Below are 18,680 nucleotides of genomic sequence, written 5' to 3'. Positions count from 1 at the left end.
AACAGCATGAAAAATATACTATTTAGATGGGTGATAATTCTTACACTACTGCCGGTAAGCATAATACTTTATGCCTTGAAACCAGGATCGGAAGTGGTGCCCGATACTGATAACGCGGGCCTAAAACTACCTGCCGGTTTTGGTGCCCTGAAAGTTGCCGAAACCGGTGCAAAGGCCCGGCATTTAGTAGTTACGCCGCAGGGCGATATTTATGTAAAGCTCGCTAAACCTAATAAAGAAGGCAAGGGTATTTTAGTGCTACATGAAACACCTAATGGTAAGGCCGAGCTTAAATCGGGCTTTGGTACCTATGGCGGCACCGAAGTTTATTTGAAGAACGGATACCTGTACGCATCATCAAATACCGAAGTTTTTAGGTATAAGGTAAATGATAACAATGAAGTGATCAACCCGGATCAGCCGGAAAAAATCATTACCGGGTTAAAAGCCGGTCGCCAGCATGAAACCAAATCGTTTGCGCTGGATAATGATGGCAATATCTACGTAAATATAGGTGCCTGGTTCAACGCATGCCAGGAAAAAGACCGTGGCTTGCATTCGCCGGGAATCCCGGGATGCCCGATACTGGATTCGATGGGGGGAGTGTGGCAATTTAAAACCGATAAGTTAAACCAAACCTATGGAGATGGCGTACGGTACGCAACCGGTTTAAGAAACATGGTAGGCTTGGACTGGAACCAGCAGGACAACCAGCTTTTTGTAATGCAGCATGGCAGGGATAACCTCAACAGTTCATGGCCCGAATTATATACCACTAAACAATCTGCCGAATTACCTGCCGAATGCTTATATGCCCTTAAAAAAGGGGACAATGCAGGCTGGCCATATATGTATTATGACCAGATCCAGCATAAAAAGATACAAGCCCCTGAATACGGCGGCGACGGAAAAAAAGAAGCTGATGTTAAGTTTCTTGATCCCGCCGCCGCCTATCCCGGTCATATGGCGCCCAATGGCTTATTGTTTTATACCGGAAACCAGTTCCCGGCAAAATATAAAAACGGGGCTTTTATAGCTTTTCACGGTTCCTGGAACAGAGCCCCTGAGCCGCAGGCAGGATACTTTGTGGTTTTTCAGCCTTTCAAAAATGGCAAGCCTGATGGTGCGTGGGAAGTATTTGTCGATGGCTTTTCCGGCTCACCTGAGAAAACAGCCGCCGGGCGTGCTGATCATCGTCCCTGCGGCCTTGCCCAAGGTGCAGACGGTTCATTATATGTAACAGATGATTCAAAAGGTACCATATACCGCATTATCTATCTTAAAAAGTAATAAACAAATGACTAAATATTTATTGACCCTTTTTTTTGCTTTTAGCTGTTTTCAGCTAATGGCACAGCTTAAAATTAAGGTGAAATCAAAAGCGAAGCCGGTTGCAGGTATGGCCACCTCTATGGCAAATGGCAAGGCCATCTATGTAAACCATTGTTTAACCTGCCACCAGGCCGATGGTGGTGGCGTGCCCAATATGAACCCGCCATTAATTAAAACCTCCTATATAACAGGTGATCATGCACGGTTAATTAAAGTGGTGCTCAACGGCTTTTCAGAAAACGTGGATATTGACGGTGAGTCATATTCAAACGTGATGCCTGCACACGATTTTTTAAAAGACCGGGAAATTGCAGACGTGTTAACCTATGTACGGAAAAGCTTCGGTAATAAGAGTGGTGTAATTACCGCGGCACAGGTAAGGGCAGTCCGCGAGAAAAATAAAAAGAAAGTGGCCATTAAAAACACATAATAATCAAATTAAAAAGAGCTAAAATGAAAACATTTTTATACTTGTTGCTTATTGCTTACACGTCGGCCGCATTTGGGCAGGACGTTAATACTGAAAATATTGTACGCCGTGTTGCCGATAATATTGTTAAGGAAACTTCTTTCCAGTTTGTAAATTCCAAAACAAATGAAAAATACAATTCTACAAAGGGGTTAGCTTCATCGACAGATATTAAGGTGGACAGTAAATACAATAAATGGGCATACGTAAATGGCGTTTTAGCCATAGGCATGGTGCAAACGGCGGATGTGCTCGGCGACAAAAGATATTCAGATTATTCCCAGCGTAATTTTGCATTTATTTTCGATAACCTCGGTTATTTTGAAACCCTTTATAAAGCTAAAGCGGGCAAAGTAGAATACGGTTCTGTATTCAATATAACCAATCTTGATGCCTGCGGTGCTATGTCGGCCGGATTGTTCGATGTTGATGCCCTCGCTCACCGGAAAGATTACCAGGCATATTTAGAAAGATCTGCCGCTTATATCTTAACTAAACAAATGCGCCTGCCCGATGGTACACTTGCCCGTCCGCAGCCTCGTTTCGGTACGCTTTGGGCCGATGATATGTTCATGAGCATTCCATTTTTAGCCCGCATGGGCAAGCTGACCGGAGATAGTAAATATTTTGATGATGCAATTAAGCAGGTTGAGAATTTCAACAAATACCTTTATGATCCGGCCACAGGTCTGTTCTTTCATAATTATTATGCCGACGATCAGACCAATGGTGTAGGCCACTGGGGCCGCAGCAATGGCTGGATAGCTATGGCACAGGTTGAACTGTTAAACAATTTACCAGCAAATCATCCTAAACGCGCTGAGCTGATTAAGTTGCTGTTGAGGCAAATAGTAGGTTACGCCCGCTACCAGGATCAAACCGGTTTGTGGCACCAGTTATTGGACAAACCCGATTCATACCTCGAAACATCCGTTACCGCTATGTACACTTACGCTGTGGCCAGGGCGGTAAACCAGGGCTGGATCAATAACAAATATATAGCCATTGCCCTTGAAGGATGGAAAGGCTTAGCCTCAAAAATAACCGCTGATGGACAACTGCAGGATGTTTGTATTGGTACCAATATGGACACAGCCATTAAATTTTATTACACCCGCCCAACCGAACTGAACGATACACATGGTTTAGGCGCTTTATTACTTGCCGGAACCGAAGTGCTTAAAGCAGAAAGAAAAAAATAACTATGCAGAGGTTAACGGGGTCATTGTTATGTACTATCACAATAGTGCTGATATCCGGCTGTAGTTTATTCGCGGCCGATGTGGATATTACGGCTTATGGCGCTGTAGGCAATGGTACAACATTAAATACCGGGGCCATTCAAAAAGCCATTGATGCCTGTTATAAAAGTGGCGGTGGCAAAGTTGCGGTACCATCAGGCGTGTTTTTAACCGGTACAATTGCATTGAATGATAATATCACCCTACAGCTAAAAAAAGGGGCCGTTTTATTAGGAAGCACCGATATTAACGATTACCGGAACCTTGATCCCTTTGTTGAGGGGCTTGGCATTAGTGTGGGCTGGGCACTGGTTGTCGCGGTTGATAAAAAGAACATCAGCATTGAAGGCGAAGGCATTATTGATGGCCAGGGAGCAAAATTAAAAGCGCAGCAGATATTAACCGATACCCGTGCCGAATCACAACGCTGGGGACGGCGCCCTTTTTTATTGCGGGTTGTACGCTGCCATAATGTTTCTGTAAAGGGTGTTACTTTAAATTACTCAGCCGCCTGGACCTCGCATTATTTTCAATGTAAGGAGGTAAATATTCAAAAAGTAAAAATTGTAAGCAGGGGTGTTGCCCATAATGATGGGATGGATATTGACGGCTGCCAGGATGTTATCATTAAAAATTGCGATGTGGTAAGCGGCGATGATGCTTTATGCTTTAAAACAACATCAAGTAAAATGGCCTGCAGAAATATTGTGATTTCGGGTTTGCGGTTAAAAAGCGGGCAGGGGGCCATTAAAATCGGCACTGAATCTATGGCGCCGTTTGAAAATATCAGGATATCAAAATGTTACATCTATGATACAACCAACGGAGGTATCAAGCTACTCTCTGTTGATGGCGCCAATATCAGGAACATCGAAATTGGTGAGATTACCATGGTTGAAGTAAAAACACCTATCCTGATCCGTTTAGGGGCAAGGTTAAGTGTGTTCCGTAAAGATCAGGATACCCAGCAGCCAATAGGAACTATTGAAAACGTAACCATTAAAAACATAAAAGCAAAAGCAGCGGATACGGCACAGTTGATGCCGCCATCGGGCATCCTGATAACAGGCATCCCCGGACACAATATTAAAGGGCTTACATTAAAAAACATCGAGCTAAACTTGGCAGGCGGTGGAACTGAAGAAAATGCCCGGCAGGTTGTACCCGAAGCTATTGATAAATATCCCGAAGTAAAAACGTTCGGTCCGCTCGTACCTGCCTACGGCGTATGGGCCCGGCATGTAGAGGGGTTAAAACTCGACAATATAAAATTCACATTGGGCCACAATGACCTCAGGCCGGCTTTTATCTGTGAAGACGGAAAAAACATCGAACTTAATTCCTGCATAATCCCTGAAACTACAGGTGCAAAGGCTGTAATAAGGTTAGAGAATGTTGCCGGTGCTCACATAAGCAATACCGTCGTTGCCGGATCTGCGGACGCATTTGTGCGTATTGAAGGTAATGCGAGTAGTAGGGTACAGCTCCTGAAAAATAAAATCCCCAGGATACAAAAAAAAGTGGAGTTATCTGCTGACCTGAAGGCCGGCACAGCCATTTTAGATTAGTCCGAATGGGGAATTGACTATAGCATATGAAGATAGATAAACATAAAATATTTTTAAGCCTCCTGGTCTTTTTGTTCCATTACATGGTTTACGCCCAGCAGGTTGCTTTACCGACACCAACAGACCGTTGGGTAATTCAACCTGATGGTAGCATTAAATGGGCCATTAACGGCCGCTTACCCCATACAGATCATATCGAAATGTCGGGCGAGAAAGTATCTGTGTGGGTGCAGTATGGATTAGATAGTGCCGGCAGCGCCTCTGTTTCAAGAACTGTTGTTTTCCCCACATTCAGGATGCTGCCTGATGGCACCCGTACGCACATCGATTATACATTTCAGGACAACGAACTGCCTCGTTTTTTTGTTAATAACCGTAAATTAAAGTCAGATCTGGCTAACGGGAAAAAATCAGGCGACCTTTCGTATAATATCAAAAGTATCAGCCATAAAGGGATCATGAGAATAGCCGCTACTGCCGGTAATCCTGAACTGGTGAAAATAGACAGGAGCATCTTTCCATCTGTTGACAAACCCCTGGTAATTGAAAAGTTTGTATTTACCAATGTAACTGATAAGCCGGTTACCGTTAGCATGGAATATCTGCGGCGTGAAGAAAGAACGGATAGCGCTAAAAGTAAGGTGAGGCCCCATTCGGTTATCATGGGCACTGTTGATGACGGCAGTAGGATAGTTCAGCCCGGAGCAAATGCCGCATTTTCAGTTTATTACCTGGCTACAGATTTTCCTGCCCAGCCGGTTAAAATTAATGCCGATGCTGAAGAAAAGGCACGCGAAAGCCGGATAAATACTATTTTATCGCCCCTGCAATTAAAAACACCCGATACTTTATTGAATACGTCTTTCGCTTTTGCCAAGATCAGGGGAACGGAGAGCATTTACAAAACCAAGGTTGGATACCTGCATGGCCCCGGGGGGCTTGCATATTATGCCGCCATCTGGGCTAATGACCAGGCAGAATATATCAGTCCATTTTTCGCTTTTTCGGGAGATAGCATAGGTAACCTGTCGGCGATGAACTGCTACAGGCTATTTGCAAAGTATATGAACCCGGAATACAAGCCTATTCCAAGTTCCATCGTAGCTGAGGGAGATGCGGTTTGGAAAGGAGCGGGTGACCGTGGTGACCAGGCTATGATCGCCTATGGTGCATCAAGGTATGCATTGGCTTGTGGCAAACCCGACTCTGCAAAAAAGCTGTGGCCGCTCATTACCTGGTGCCTGGAATACAGTCGCCGGAAGTTGAACGACCAGGGAGTTGTTACTTCGGATCATGATGAACTGGAAGGCCGCTTTCCATCTGGCAAAGCCAACCTGTCAACCAACAGCCTTTATTATGATGCGTTGATATCCGCAGCATACCTTGGCAAACAATTACATCGGCCCAAAGCCCAAACTAATGATTATTTAAAGCAGGCCGCAGCGCTTAAAATTAATATCGAAAAATACTTTGGGGCAACTATCGAAGGTTTTGAAACCTATAAATACTACGAAACCAATGATGTACTGCGTGCCTGGATCTGCCTTCCGCTTACGATGGGTATTTTAAACCGGAGCGAAGGAACCATTAATGCCCTGTTTTCACCCCGCCTGTGGACGGCCGATGGTTTAGCCACACAAGCCGGCAAAGAAACTTTTTGGGACCGCTCCACGCTGTATGCGCTTCGTGGCGTATTGCAGGCGGGTAAAACCGAAAAGGCAATGGAATACCTGCGTTATTATTCGCGCAGAAGGTTGTTAGGTGAGCACGTGCCTTACCCGGTGGAAGCTTATCCCGAGGGTAACCAAAGACATTTATCGGCCGAGAGCGGACTTTACTGCAGGATCTTTACCGAAGGTTTATTCGGTATCAGGCCAACAGGCTTCAGCAATTTTGATTGTACACCCCGCTTACCAAACGGATGGAATGAGATGGCATTGAATAATATCCACTCATTTGGGCATGTTTTTAACCTTCAGATTTCACGGCAAAGCAAAGAAAAGCTGCTTATTACCATTACAGAAGGCGGTAAAGTAATTAAATACAGTATAAAAGATGGTGGAACACAATTAGTTGTATTGTAAGCTATATAAACAAAAGCTATGAAAAAAATATTGAAATGCACATTGCCCGCTTTAATGGCCTTGATGGTACAGGGGGCTTTTGCTCAAACGCACCAATTGGAAAAACTTTGGGAAACTGATACCGTTGTACGAATCCCTGAATCGGTTTTACCTGATTTTAAAAAGAAGGTTTTATATGTATCGGAAATTGAAGGAAATCCAAGCGCAGTTGATGGTAAGGGAGGAGTTGCAAAGATCGGGCTGGATGGAAAGATCATTGATCTTGATTTTACAACCGGTTTAAACTCACCTAAAGGCCTCGGAAGAGTTGGTGATCAATTATATGCAGCCGATTTATCGGAAGTGGTGATTATTGATATCAAAACAGGCAAAGTGGTTAATAAGATCCCGGTTGATAGTGCAAAAATGCTAAATGATATTACCGTAAATAGTAAAGGAATAGTTTATGTGTCGGATAGTAAAACCAAAAAGATCCACCGGATTGACAAAGGCCGGGTAACAACTTTTTTAACAAATGTAAATGGGGTAAACGGGCTTAAAGCGATCAATGATGATCTTTATATCCTCGGCGGACCAAAGTTCCTGAAAGCGGACAGTAAAGGTAATTTAACCCAAATAACCACGCTCAGCTGCGGAGGGGATGGTCTTGAGCCTGTAGGTAATGGCGATTTTTTGATCACCTGCTGGTCGGGCCACATATTTTATGTAACTGCCGATGGCAAAATAGAAACGCTGCTTGATTCGGAGGCGCAAAAGTTAAATACTGCCGATTTAGGCTACGATACAATTAATCATATTTTGTATGTGCCAACTTTTTTCGGAAAAAAGGTAGTGGCTTACAAACTAATCACCCGTTAATATGCAGTTGAAAAATTGGAGACTGTATTTAATATTGGTTTGTGTTTTAAGTACTAATCCTTTATTGGCGCAGCAAAGTATCCGTTTAAATACAGGCTGGGAATTTATACAACGTGATTTAGGCGGCATCTGGGAAGCTATCCGTCCCGAAGATAAAGGCATCCCGCATGATGTTCCGCACTGGCAGCAGGTAACGCTTCCGCATTGTTTTAATGCTCGTGACGCGGTTGATCCTGATGTGAACTATTATCAGGGTACTGGTTGGTACCGCACACAATTAAGCATTAATAACCCCTATGAGGGAGGCCGAGTATTATTGCATTTTGAAGGCGCCGGGCAAAAAACCGACGTTTATGTATATAATACGAAGGTGGGTTCACATTTGGGCGGATACGATGAATGGACAGTAGATATTACTAAAGCTGTTGATGATTTTAAGAAAACGGCTATTTGTCAAACGCAATTTAAGGGAAATGTCCCTATCGAGATAAGATGTGATAACTCCCGCGACCTTGAAAGTATTCCATCGCGTTTATCAGACTTTACTGTATATGGTGGGGTCTACAGATATCTTAATTTAGTATATACACCCGCTGTTTCGCTCGATAAAGTTTTTGCCAAAGCCGAAGTTGATAAAGATGGCAAACAAGGCAGGTTAAATGTAAGTGTCCGGATCTATGATCCTGAAAATATAAATACTACCGAAGGGGATATAAAGATCATTGATCCGCAGGGCAAAGTTATTCGGCAATCAAAGTATAACTTATCATCTACAGCAGGGCAATTGTCCATCGGTTCATTTATGGTTAAAAAGCCGCAGTTATGGTCGCCGAATACCCCTCTATTATATACTGTTGAGGTTACTGCCCATGCAAATGGAGGCACTTTTACCCAAAGAGAGAAGATAGGCTTTCGGAATTTTGAATTTGTGGATCATGGCCCTTTCATGCTTAATGGTCAGCGCTTATTGTTAAGGGGCACTCACCGGCATGAAGACCAGGCTGGTGTCGGCGCTGCCATGACTGAAGGTATGATTCGGCAGGAAATGCTGCTGATGAAAGATATGGGCGTAAATTTTATTCGCCTGGGGCATTACCAGCAATCGCGTATTGTACTTAATCTGTGCGATAGCTTGGGAATTTTAGTCTGGGAGGAAGAGCCCTGGTGTCGTGGTGGTTTAGGGGGCGAGGTTTATAAGAACGAGGCTCGGCAAATGCTCACCAATATGATTGAGCAGCATTATAATCATCCGGCTATTATTTTATGGGGATTAGGGAACGAAAACGATTGGGAGGGAGATTTTCCGGAGTTTGATAAAGAAAAGATCAGGGCCCTTATGAGCGAACAGAATGATCGTGCCCACCGGCTTGATCCTTCGCGCAAAACCACCATTCGCCGATGTGATTTTTGTAAGGATATTGTTGATGTGTATTCGCCATCTATATGGGCAGGCTGGTACCGTGGTATTTATAACGAGTATAAGCAAACAACTCTTGACGAATTTAACAAGGTAGACCACTTCTTTCATGCGGAATGGGGCGGGGACAGCCACGCATTACGTCATTCCGAAGATCCCGATAAAGCTTTTGTGAATATTAAAGCGGGCGGTGGTGCCGATGAACGTGCAGGCGATGCGTCACTTTCCGGCGGCGACTCAAGGGTTTCAAAGGATGGCGACTGGAGTGAAAGTTATATCTGCAACCTTTTCGACTGGCATTTAAAAGAGCAGGAAACAATGCCATGGCTCACAGGGTCGGCTTTTTGGGTATTCAAAGATTTTGCTACACCATTAAGACCTGATAATCCAATACCGTATATGAATCAGAAAGGCGTTCTGGAACGGGATATGACCAAAAAGGAATCATACTATGTTTTTCAGTCGTACTGGACTACCAAACCTATGGCCCATATTTACGGGCATACCTGGCCCGTGCGATGGGGAAATGAAGGGGAGCAGAAAGTAGTTAAGGTTTATTCAAATTGCGAAACAGCCGAGTTGTTTTTGAATGGCAAAAGCTACGGTGTAAAAAAGCGTAACAGCCAGGATTTTCCGGCAGCGGGCCTGCGTTGGGTACTGAGCTTTAAAAAAGGCAGCAATAATATCCGCGTAGTGGCTAAAAAAGGAAAAGCTACCGTAACCGACGAAATTACCCAGGTTTATCAAACCGATAAATGGGATAAACCGGCTAAACTGATAGTTGATAAAACAGCCGACGAAAATGGCTTGGCTACTGTACAAGTTAAAGTTTTGGATAAAAATGGCATCCAATGCCTTGATGCCGTAAACTGGATCAGCTTTTCCTTAAGCGGAGATGGCATCTTACTGGATGATCTGGGTACATCCGGCGGGTCGAGAAAAGTGCAGGCTTACAATGGTCGCGCTATTATTAAGGTACAAACCCAAAATGGTAAAAGTGTGGTTGGCGTACAATCGCCGGGATTACAAACTGTATTTATAAATCTTTAATATGCATCAGCTTAAAAGGTATTTAGTTTTTGCAGGTTTAATAAGCGCTAAACTTACTGTTGCTCAAACACAAAGCAATAGTGCTGCTTTAAAACTCTGGTATACCAAACCTGCAGTTGCCTGGGAAGAAGCGCTGCCTTTGGGTAACGCAACTACAGGAGCTATGGTATTTGGCGGTGTTAATCACGAACGTTTCCAACTGAATGACCATAATCTTTGGTCGGGCTACCCCGAACCGGGAAATAATCCGCAGGGACCGGCCCATTTGCCTGAAGTGCGCGCAGCAGTTTTTCAAGGCGACTTCGATAAGGCGGCAGCAATATGGAAAAAATATTTACAGGGGCCTTACACTGCCCGGTATCTACCTTTAGGTGATCTGTTGCTCAATTTTAACCTGGCCGACAGCACCTCCACTGATTATTATCGCGACCTGGATCTAAATAATGCCGTATCCACAATAAGGTACAAGCTAAACGGAGTTAATTTTTCGCGTGAAACGTTTATAAGTTACCCTGATAAGGCGATGCTGGTACGTATTACTGCCGATAAAAAAGGGGCTATTAGCTTTATCGCCAACCTACAAAGTAAATTACGCTTCACTGTTACTGCTGAAGGTGGCAACAAATTGGTTTTGACCGGAAAAGCGCCGACCTACGTGGCCAATCGTGATTATGAACCCCGGCAGGTAATTTATGACGAGCCTAAAGGCGAGGGCATGGATTTTCGCATCAATCTTAAGATAAAGAATTATGGAGGCAAAGTAACTGCTGTTAACAATGCCCTGCGGGTTAGCGGCGCAAACCAGGTTATTCTTTATTTAACCGAGGCTACCAGTTTTAACGGTTTTAACAAGTCGCCTGGCTTACAGGGTAAAAATCCTGCTATCGAGGCTGATGGAAACCTGTTGGCGGCCGGAAAAAAAACATATGAGCAGCTTAAGCAAAAACATATTGCCGATTATCAGCATTTGTTTAAACGTGTGAGTCTTAATTTAGGTGCAGATGGTGCAATGGTAAAGCAACCTACAGATGAGCGGCTTAAAAATTTTAACATAGCGAAGCCTGATAAGCAATTGCAAACCCTGTATTACCAATTTGGGCGTTACCTGCTCATTGCCAGTTCAAGGCCGGGAAGCGCTCCGGCCAATTTACAGGGGATCTGGAACGACCAGGTGATCCCGCCATGGGGAAGTAATTATACTACCAATATCAATACCGAAATGAATTACTGGCTGGCCGAGAATACTAATTTATCGGAATGCCATCAGCCTTTATTTAACTTTTTGAAAGAGCTTGCCGTAAATGGTAAAATCACCGCTAAGGTTAATTACGATATTAATGAAGGATGGGTTGAGCATCATAATACCGATATCTGGGCTAAAACATCAACGGTTGGTCATTTCGATCAGGATCCTAAAAGCTCGGTGAGGTGGTCGGCCTGGCCAATGGGCGGGGCATGGATGAGCCTTCATTTATATGATCATTACCTTTTTACCGGCGATAAAAACTTTTTAAGTAAAACTGCTTACCCTGTTATGAAGGGTGCCGCGCAATTTATGCTGCATTGGCTGATTACTGATCCTAATACAGGCTATCTTGTAACAAACCCATCAACCTCTCCCGAGAATACAGTAAAGATCAACGGTAAAGAATACCTGGTGAGTATGGCCTCTACCATGGATATGTCAATTATTCGCGAATTGTTTCAGGATTGCATCAACGGCGCCCAGACCCTGGATATCGATAAAGACTTTGCCGCCCGGGTAAGGGAGGCGTATAGTAAGCTGTATCCATTTCACATTGGCAGGCATGGCCAGTTGCAGGAATGGTTTAAAGACTGGGATGATACGGCAGATACCCACAGGCATATCTCACAACTGTTCAGCCTGTTTCCCGGTAGGCAGATCTCCGTATTTAACACACCCGAATTAGCCGCCGCCGCAAAACAATCTATGATTTACCGCGGAGACGTAAGTACAGGCTGGTCAATGGCCTGGAAGGTGAACTGGTGGGCACGGATGCATGATGGTAACCATGCTTATAAAATATTGGCTGCTGCATTTAATTATATGGATCCTTTACAAATAAAAGGCCAGATGAGCAGAGGCGGCACCTATCCTAACTTGTTTGACGCACATCCACCTTTTCAGATAGATGGAAACTTTGGAGGAACAGCCGGCATGACCGAAATGCTGCTTCAAAGCCAGGATGGTGAAATAGAATTATTACCGGCCCTGCCCGATGCCTGGCCCGATGGCAGTATCAAAGGAATCAAAGCACGGGGAAATTTTGAGGTAGATATCGACTGGAAAAAAGGAAAGCTGAGCAAAGCGATCATCAAATCAAATATGGGGGGTAACTGCAGGTTACATACACCTATCCCCGTAAAGATTGCAGAGGTAAGCAGCAAGACTGCTGTTGGTACAAATAGCAATGCATTAAACGTTTCGCCCGCGACGCCGGTTTATCAAAAAGCGGATAGCGCCAGTCTTCCCGACATATCATTAAATAAAGGTTACTTAATTGACTTTGCTACACAAAAAGGCAAAATCTATACTATTATACCCAGGTAATACCATGAAAAATTTAAATTGCTGTTTGCTGTTTTGTTTATTTTTAAGTTTCGTTACTGCGGTTAATGCGCAAAACATAACTTGGACGGAAGTGGAGCCAGGGATTTGGAAAGGTGTAATTGGTAAGCCCGAAGAGTTTGATCTGTTGAGAGCTTCAGGCGTACAACCATATCATGCCGGTTTACAGCAATTGCCTGCAGCTGGTTTTCCCCTGCAGCAGCAGGAAATTACCGGCAACGTGAAAGATGGGAAAACCTATCTTAGGTTCCCTCTCGAAAAAAAAGAACAATTGTTTGGCTTCGGTTTAAATTTTCAGACTGTATTTCAACGCGGAAAGGTGCTTACCCTGCATGTTGACAATTATGCAGGCAAGGATAATGGCCGCACACATGCGCCAACTCCATTCTACGTGTCATCAAAAGGATATGGTGTGTTTATCAATTCGGCAAGATATATCAGCGTTTATGCAGGTACGGCGGTAAATCGCGATAGCAAAATCCCCCCTGATGTGAAGGATCGAAATCTCGATAAAACATGGAGCTCGCACCCGTATTCAGACGGAGTGGAAATGCTGGTACCTGCTGCGGGTACGGAGATCTATGTATTTGCCGGGCCAACCATGCTGGATGTTGTAAGGCGTTATAATTTGTTAAACGGCGGCGGCTGTTTGCCGCCGCGCTGGGGACTCGGTTTTACTCAGCGAATGCAGCGTTTAACCAACGCACAGGGCGTTGAGAATGAAGCAAAGGCTTTTGAAGATAAAGGTTATCCGCTTGATTTTATCGGTCTTGAACCAGGCTGGCAGAGTAAATCGTACCCTTGTACTTTTGAGTGGGATCCAAACCGCTTTCCCGATCCCAAAGCTTTGGTACAGAACATGCTGAAGAAGAACATAAAACTTAATTTATGGACTAATCCTTACGTATCACCTGAAGCGCCGGTTTATAAAAGTATTTTACCTTACAGCGGTTCTCATACTGTTTGGAATGGTATAGTGCCCGATCTCAGTATGCCAGAAGCCAGGAAGATCTTTTTTGGCGAATTGGAAAAAGGGAAGATAGATATCGGCATCAGCGGGTATAAAATGGATGAGGTTGATGGAGGCGACAATTATTTATGGCCTGATGTAGCTGTTTTTCCATCCGGTCATGCTGCCGAGCAAATGCGCCAAACTTATGGATTGATGATGCAGCGTTATACCAGCGAAATTTACCATCAGCGCAACCAGCGTACATTTGGCCTGGTACGTGCATCAAACGGAGGCGGGGCATCGTTTCCCTATGTGATCTATAACGATTACTATGACCATCGTGATTTTATCACAGCACTGGTAAACAGTGGTTTTGCCGGTGTGCTGTGGACTCCCGAAGTACGATCATCCAAAACCGGGGAGGAGTGGCTGCGCAGGTTCCAGTCAAATGTATTTTCGCCAATGGCCATGATCAATGCCTGGGCAAGCGGCACCAAACCATGGTCGTTTCCCGAAGTCGCCGCACAGGTGAAAATTATGGCTAACCTGCGGATGCAGATGATGCCATACTGGTACAGCGAATTTGCAAAATATCATTTTGAAGGTATCCCGCCTTTCAGGGCCATGTATATGGAAGAGGGTTTTGGAAATCCTGAAGCTAAAACCGAAAAGAAACCACTAAACCTGGAAGAAAACCCTTATGAAGAAGCGATAACTAAAGAAGTTAAAGACCAGTATATGGCCGGTGAATATTTACTGGTAGCCCCGGTATTTGCAGGTGAAACCACCAGGAAGGTGATATTACCCAAAGGTAAATGGTATGATTTTTATACCGGGAAGTATGCAGGCGGTGGTGAAGTGATCAGCGTTACGCCGGGCCTGGATAAAATCCCTGTCTATGTAAAGGATGGTGGAATTATCCCAATGATGCCTGTAATGCTGCACGCTCCGAAAGCAGGACAGAAGGTAGATCTCGAGATCAGGTATTACGGCGATAAGCCCGGTGCCTATTCTTTATATGACGATGACGGCGAAACATATGACTATGAAAAAGGGAATTACACGTTCCGTAAAATTACAGTAATTAAAAGGAATGGGAAATTAACGGGTGCTATCACACCTGCCGTAAAAGGTAAACCCGATAATATAGGAAAAGTAACCTTCAAAGCCATGACGGGGCAGTAAATTGTTAATGCCCCGCTTTTTAATGCTGAAGCTTCAAAGTCAATGGGTTAGGATAATTGTCGCTTTGATCTTCGGCCACATTATCCAGGCATTTGAAATCTTTTTCAATAAGCAGGTACATTTGGTCGGTATTGTTTTCATAACCAACCCGTTCGGTGCTTGTCCATTCAATGGCCATGGTAACCGGCATATACATAATTATGGTGTTATCGCTAAAACCAGCGGCTAAAAATTCAGTTGCAGAGCGTTGCAATGCATATTTAAATACTTGTGAACCAAAGTTGGTGCATTCTTCCAGGTAGCCATCCCTGTCAAAGGTTTCCACATCTGTTTTGGTTAAGCGGTACCGCAATGAGTTTCCTTTTATCCTGATCTTCATTTTTTTAATTTTTTACGTTAACAACATCGCCTATAATAATAATAGCGGGATAAGTAAGCTGGTTATCTGCAGCAATAGCTACGAGATCGCTTACTTTTCCTTTTGCAGATTTTTGCTGGGGCAATGAAGCATGTTGTATAATAGCTGCCGGTGTATCGCCTTTACCGGTTTTTATATAGGCTGATGCTATTTCTGCCAGTTTTTTCATCCCCATATATATAACAACTGTTGCATTGCTGTGCATGGCGCAGGTTAAATCGGCAGATAGGCTGCCATCTTTTTTGGTGCCGGTAACCATCCAAACGCTTTCGCTTACCTGTCGGTGGGTTAGGGGGATGTCTTCCAGCCCGGATGCCTGCATGCTGGTTACACCAGGTATATAATGTGTGGTGATACCATGTTGACGGGCATACATGATTTCTTCAAATCCGCGGCCAAATATAAACGGATCGCCTCCCTTTAACCTTACCACATTACCTTTAGTAAAAGCATAATGTTTTATCAGTTCATGAATTGTTTCCTGCGGCGTATAATCGCCATAAGGTTGCTTGCCAACATACACTTTTTCGCAATCATCCCGGCTTATCGCCAGTAACTCTTTGTTAGCCAGGTTGTCATATAATATCACATTTGCCTGCTGTAATACCTTAAATCCCTTGATAGTCATCAATTCTGGGTCGCCGGGGCCTGCTCCAAGTACAAAAAGTTCCGGATTTTGTATTTGTTTTTGCATTTTGTTAAATTAGTGATTAAAAAATAGACTTTTAAGCCTTTAAATTTTGATGATTTTGTGAAAATTGCAAAATCAATTGAAAAAATCTATTTAAATAGTGATATAAATTATATTAATAGCACTAATTTATGAATTTAAATGTCAATAATCATGATTTATTTAATAAAAAATTGAAATTAAATTTTTATTTGATGTTTTTTTAGTTATAATTGTGATATAAATGAAATCAAGGTCGCAGTTGATTCATTTTTAGTTTGAAAATTGCTTTAACATTTAAAAAATTTCGATATGTCAAAACCAACCATCATTGTTGTTGGCAACGGTATGGTAGGTTATAAGTTTTGTGAGAAACTTTTAGCCAGATCAACTCAGTTCCACATAATTGTTTTTGGCGAAGAGCCGCGTCACGCTTATGACAGGGTGCACCTGAGCGAGTATTTTAACGGTAAGACAGCCGACGATCTTTCGCTCTCCACTTTATCGTGGTATTCAGATAATGGTATCGCGCTGCATTTGGATGATCCTATTCAGGAAATCAATCGTACCGAAAAAACAATCCACTCTTTAAAAGGCGTAACACTTAAATATGATTACCTGGTTTTGGCAACCGGCTCATCGGCTTTTGTGCCCGATATTCCGGGGATTGAAAAAGAAGGCGTATTCGTGTATCGCACTATTGAGGACCTGGAGTTGATTAAAGCCTGCGCTGTTAATGCAAAATCCGGAGCTGTAATGGGCGGCGGTTTGCTGGGACTGGAGGCTGCCAAGGCTTTAATAGATCTTGGTATTTCTGAAACTCACGTTATTGAATTTGCACCGCGCCTGATGCCGCGTCAGATAGATTCTGCAGGGAGCAGTATGCTGCAAATGAAATTGAGCCAGCTGGGTTTGCATATCCACCTTAATAAAAGCACTGCAGCTATTACCGGCGATAAAAAAATTCATGCGTTAAAATTTAACGACGATAGCCAGCTTGCGGTAGATATGCTGGTTATATCGGCTGGTATCCGTCCTCGCGATGAGTTAGCCAAACTGGCCGGTTTGCACGTAGGTACCCGTGGTGGTATTGTAGTGAACGAAAAAATGCAAACCAGCGATGAGTTTATCTACGCCATTGGTGAGTGCGCTTTGTATGAAGGGATGATATATGGCCTGGTTGCTCCCGGCTATGAGATGGCGGATATTGTAGCTGCTCATTTAACTGAGGCTGATAAGAGCTTTTATGGCTATGATATGAGCACCAAGCTGAAGTTGATCGGCGTTGATGTGGCCAGCTTTGGTGATGCCTTTATTACTGAACCTGATTGCCGTACCATTTTGTTTGAGGATACGCATAAAGGGATTTACAAGCGCATTAATATTACAAACGATGGCAAGAACCTTTTAGGTGGTATTTTAATCGGCGATGCGGATGCTTATAATATGCTGCTGCAAACTGTTAATAATAAAATAGTGCTGCCGCCTGATCCGGAAGATTTGATATTAGGATCAAGGGGAGGTGAAGCCAACGCGGGGGCGGGTGTAATGAGCTTGCCCGACGATGCGCTGATCTGTTCATGTGAGGCGGTTACCAAAGGTGCTATTTGTTCGGCAGTGAACGATGGTGGTGTTACCGGTATCGATGGGATGAAAAAATGCACCAAGGCTGGTACAGGCTGCGGTGGTTGCGTGCCATTAGTTAAGGATTTAATTGCCGGCACCATGAAAGCAAATGGCCAGTATATTAAAAATGTTATCTGCGAGCATTTTGATTACTCACGCCAGGAATTGTTTGATCTTGTTAAAATAAACGGGCTTAAAAACTACGACCTCGTGCTTGATCATTACGGCAAGGGTGATGGCTGCGAGGTTTGTAAACCGGTTGTTGCCAGTATTTTATCCAGCTTATGGAATGATGTTATTGTAAAACAGGAAGTAATACAGGATAGCAATGATCGTTTTTTAGCCAATATTCAAAAAGGGGGTACTTATTCTGTTGTGCCCCGTATCCCGGGCGGCGAAATTACACCCGATAAGCTCATTGTAATTGGTCAGGTTGCCAAAAGATACGGACTATATACTAAAATAACAGGCGGACAACGTATTGATATGTTTGGCGCACACCTGAGTGATCTGCCTTTAATTTGGGAAGAGCTTATTGATGCCGGCTTTGAAAGCGGACATGCTTATGGTAAAGCGCTCCGTACTGTAAAAAGTTGCGTGGGCAGTACCTGGTGCAGGTTTGGCTTGCATGACAGCGTAACTTTTGCCATTGAGGTGGAGGATAGATATAAAGGGATCCGCGCGCCACATAAAATTAAAGGTGGTGTAAGCGGCTGTGTGCGGGAGTGTGCAGAAGCACAATCAAAAGATTTTGGAATTATAGCTACAGAAAAGGGTTGGAATTTATATGTATGCGGCAATGGCGGTTCTAAGCCGCAGCATGCCCAGTTGCTGGCTACAGATATTGATAAGGAAACCGTGGTTAAATATCTCGACAGGTTCCTGATGTTCTACATCAAAACAGCCGACCAGCTAACCCGGACAGCAACCTGGCTTAATAAGCTCGACGGTGGCATGAGTTATCTTAAAAATGTAATAGTGAATGACAGTCTCGGGTTGGCTGAGCAGTTGGAAGAGGAAATGCAGGCATTGGTGAATACTTATCATTGCGAATGGAAGGAAGCTATAAATAACCCCTCTATGCGCAAGCGTTTCGCTCACTTTATAAATGCACCTGATGAAAAGGATCCTAATGCGCAATTTGAGCCAATGCGCGAACAGGTTCGCGCTAAGGAATGGTAGGTTTTATTAGAAAATCCCGGATTTTTAGTTCAAAGTTA

12 protein-coding genes are annotated in these 18,680 nt (G+C 43.7%); 10 read left to right on the top strand and 2 right to left on the bottom strand.

Going from position 1 to position 18,680, the window contains the following annotated elements:
• Positions 1-6: 6 nt before the first annotated feature.
• The 9 genes from SNE26_RS09885 (at position 7) to SNE26_RS09845 (ending at position 14,746) form a co-directional block, all read left to right on the top strand.
• Positions 7-1,290: a PQQ-dependent sugar dehydrogenase gene (locus SNE26_RS09885; protein WP_321559196.1), complete on the top strand. Its 1,284-nt coding sequence runs from the start codon at positions 7-9 to the stop codon at positions 1,288-1,290.
• A gap of 58 nt (positions 1,291-1,348) precedes the next feature.
• Positions 1,349-1,762: a cytochrome c gene (locus SNE26_RS09880; RefSeq protein WP_321559195.1), complete on the top strand. Its 414-nt coding sequence runs from the start codon at positions 1,349-1,351 to the stop codon at positions 1,760-1,762.
• Between the two features lie 23 nt (positions 1,763-1,785).
• Complete coding sequence (locus SNE26_RS09875) at positions 1,786-3,003, top strand: glycoside hydrolase family 88 protein (RefSeq protein WP_321559194.1); 1,218 nt, start codon at positions 1,786-1,788, stop codon at positions 3,001-3,003.
• A 2-nt stretch (positions 3,004-3,005) separates the two neighbouring features.
• Complete coding sequence (locus SNE26_RS09870) at positions 3,006-4,610, top strand: glycosyl hydrolase family 28 protein (protein WP_321559193.1); 1,605 nt, start codon at positions 3,006-3,008, stop codon at positions 4,608-4,610.
• A 26-nt stretch (positions 4,611-4,636) separates the two neighbouring features.
• On the top strand, positions 4,637-6,694 hold the full coding sequence (locus SNE26_RS09865) for a hypothetical protein (protein WP_321559192.1): 2,058 nt from the start codon (positions 4,637-4,639) through the stop codon (positions 6,692-6,694).
• Between the two features lie 18 nt (positions 6,695-6,712).
• Positions 6,713-7,552 carry an ATP-binding protein gene (locus SNE26_RS09860; RefSeq protein WP_321559191.1) on the top strand — a complete coding sequence of 280 codons (840 nt, stop codon included), beginning with the start codon at positions 6,713-6,715 and terminating at the stop codon, positions 7,550-7,552.
• A 1-nt stretch (position 7,553) separates the two neighbouring features.
• On the top strand, positions 7,554-10,019 hold the full coding sequence (locus SNE26_RS09855) for a glycoside hydrolase family 2 TIM barrel-domain containing protein (RefSeq protein WP_321559190.1): 2,466 nt from the start codon (positions 7,554-7,556) through the stop codon (positions 10,017-10,019).
• A gap of 1 nt (position 10,020) precedes the next feature.
• A complete protein-coding gene (locus SNE26_RS09850; RefSeq protein WP_321559189.1) occupies positions 10,021-12,591 on the top strand; it encodes a glycoside hydrolase family 95 protein in 2,571 nt (856 codons plus the stop codon).
• A gap of 91 nt (positions 12,592-12,682) precedes the next feature.
• The gene (locus SNE26_RS09845) at positions 12,683-14,746 is read left to right on the top strand and encodes a TIM-barrel domain-containing protein (protein ID WP_321559188.1); all 2,064 of its coding nucleotides are present in this window, start codon (positions 12,683-12,685) and stop codon (positions 14,744-14,746) included.
• A 19-nt stretch (positions 14,747-14,765) separates the two neighbouring features.
• Here the strand turns inward: SNE26_RS09845 and SNE26_RS09840 are convergent, their stop codons facing one another.
• Positions 14,766-15,125 (bottom strand): hypothetical protein, encoded by a 360-nt coding sequence (locus SNE26_RS09840; protein ID WP_321559187.1) that lies wholly within the window; start codon positions 15,123-15,125, stop codon positions 14,766-14,768.
• A 4-nt stretch (positions 15,126-15,129) separates the two neighbouring features.
• Positions 15,130-15,858, bottom strand: a complete 729-nt coding sequence (gene cobA, locus SNE26_RS09835; protein WP_321559186.1) for a uroporphyrinogen-III C-methyltransferase — start codon at positions 15,856-15,858, stop codon at positions 15,130-15,132.
• Positions 15,859-16,146: 288 nt separating this feature from the next.
• Between cobA and nirB the strand changes: the two genes are divergently transcribed.
• Positions 16,147-18,642, top strand: coding sequence for a nitrite reductase large subunit NirB (gene nirB / locus SNE26_RS09830; protein ID WP_321559185.1), 2,496 nt, complete (start codon positions 16,147-16,149; stop codon positions 18,640-18,642).
• Positions 18,643-18,680 lie beyond the last annotated feature (38 nt).

It is taken from the genome of Mucilaginibacter sp. cycad4 (assembly GCF_034263275.1).
Lineage (GTDB): Bacteria > Bacteroidota > Bacteroidia > Sphingobacteriales > Sphingobacteriaceae > Mucilaginibacter.
Note: the sequence above shows the minus strand (reverse complement) of the source record. Positions and strands in the feature narration are given on the sequence as shown.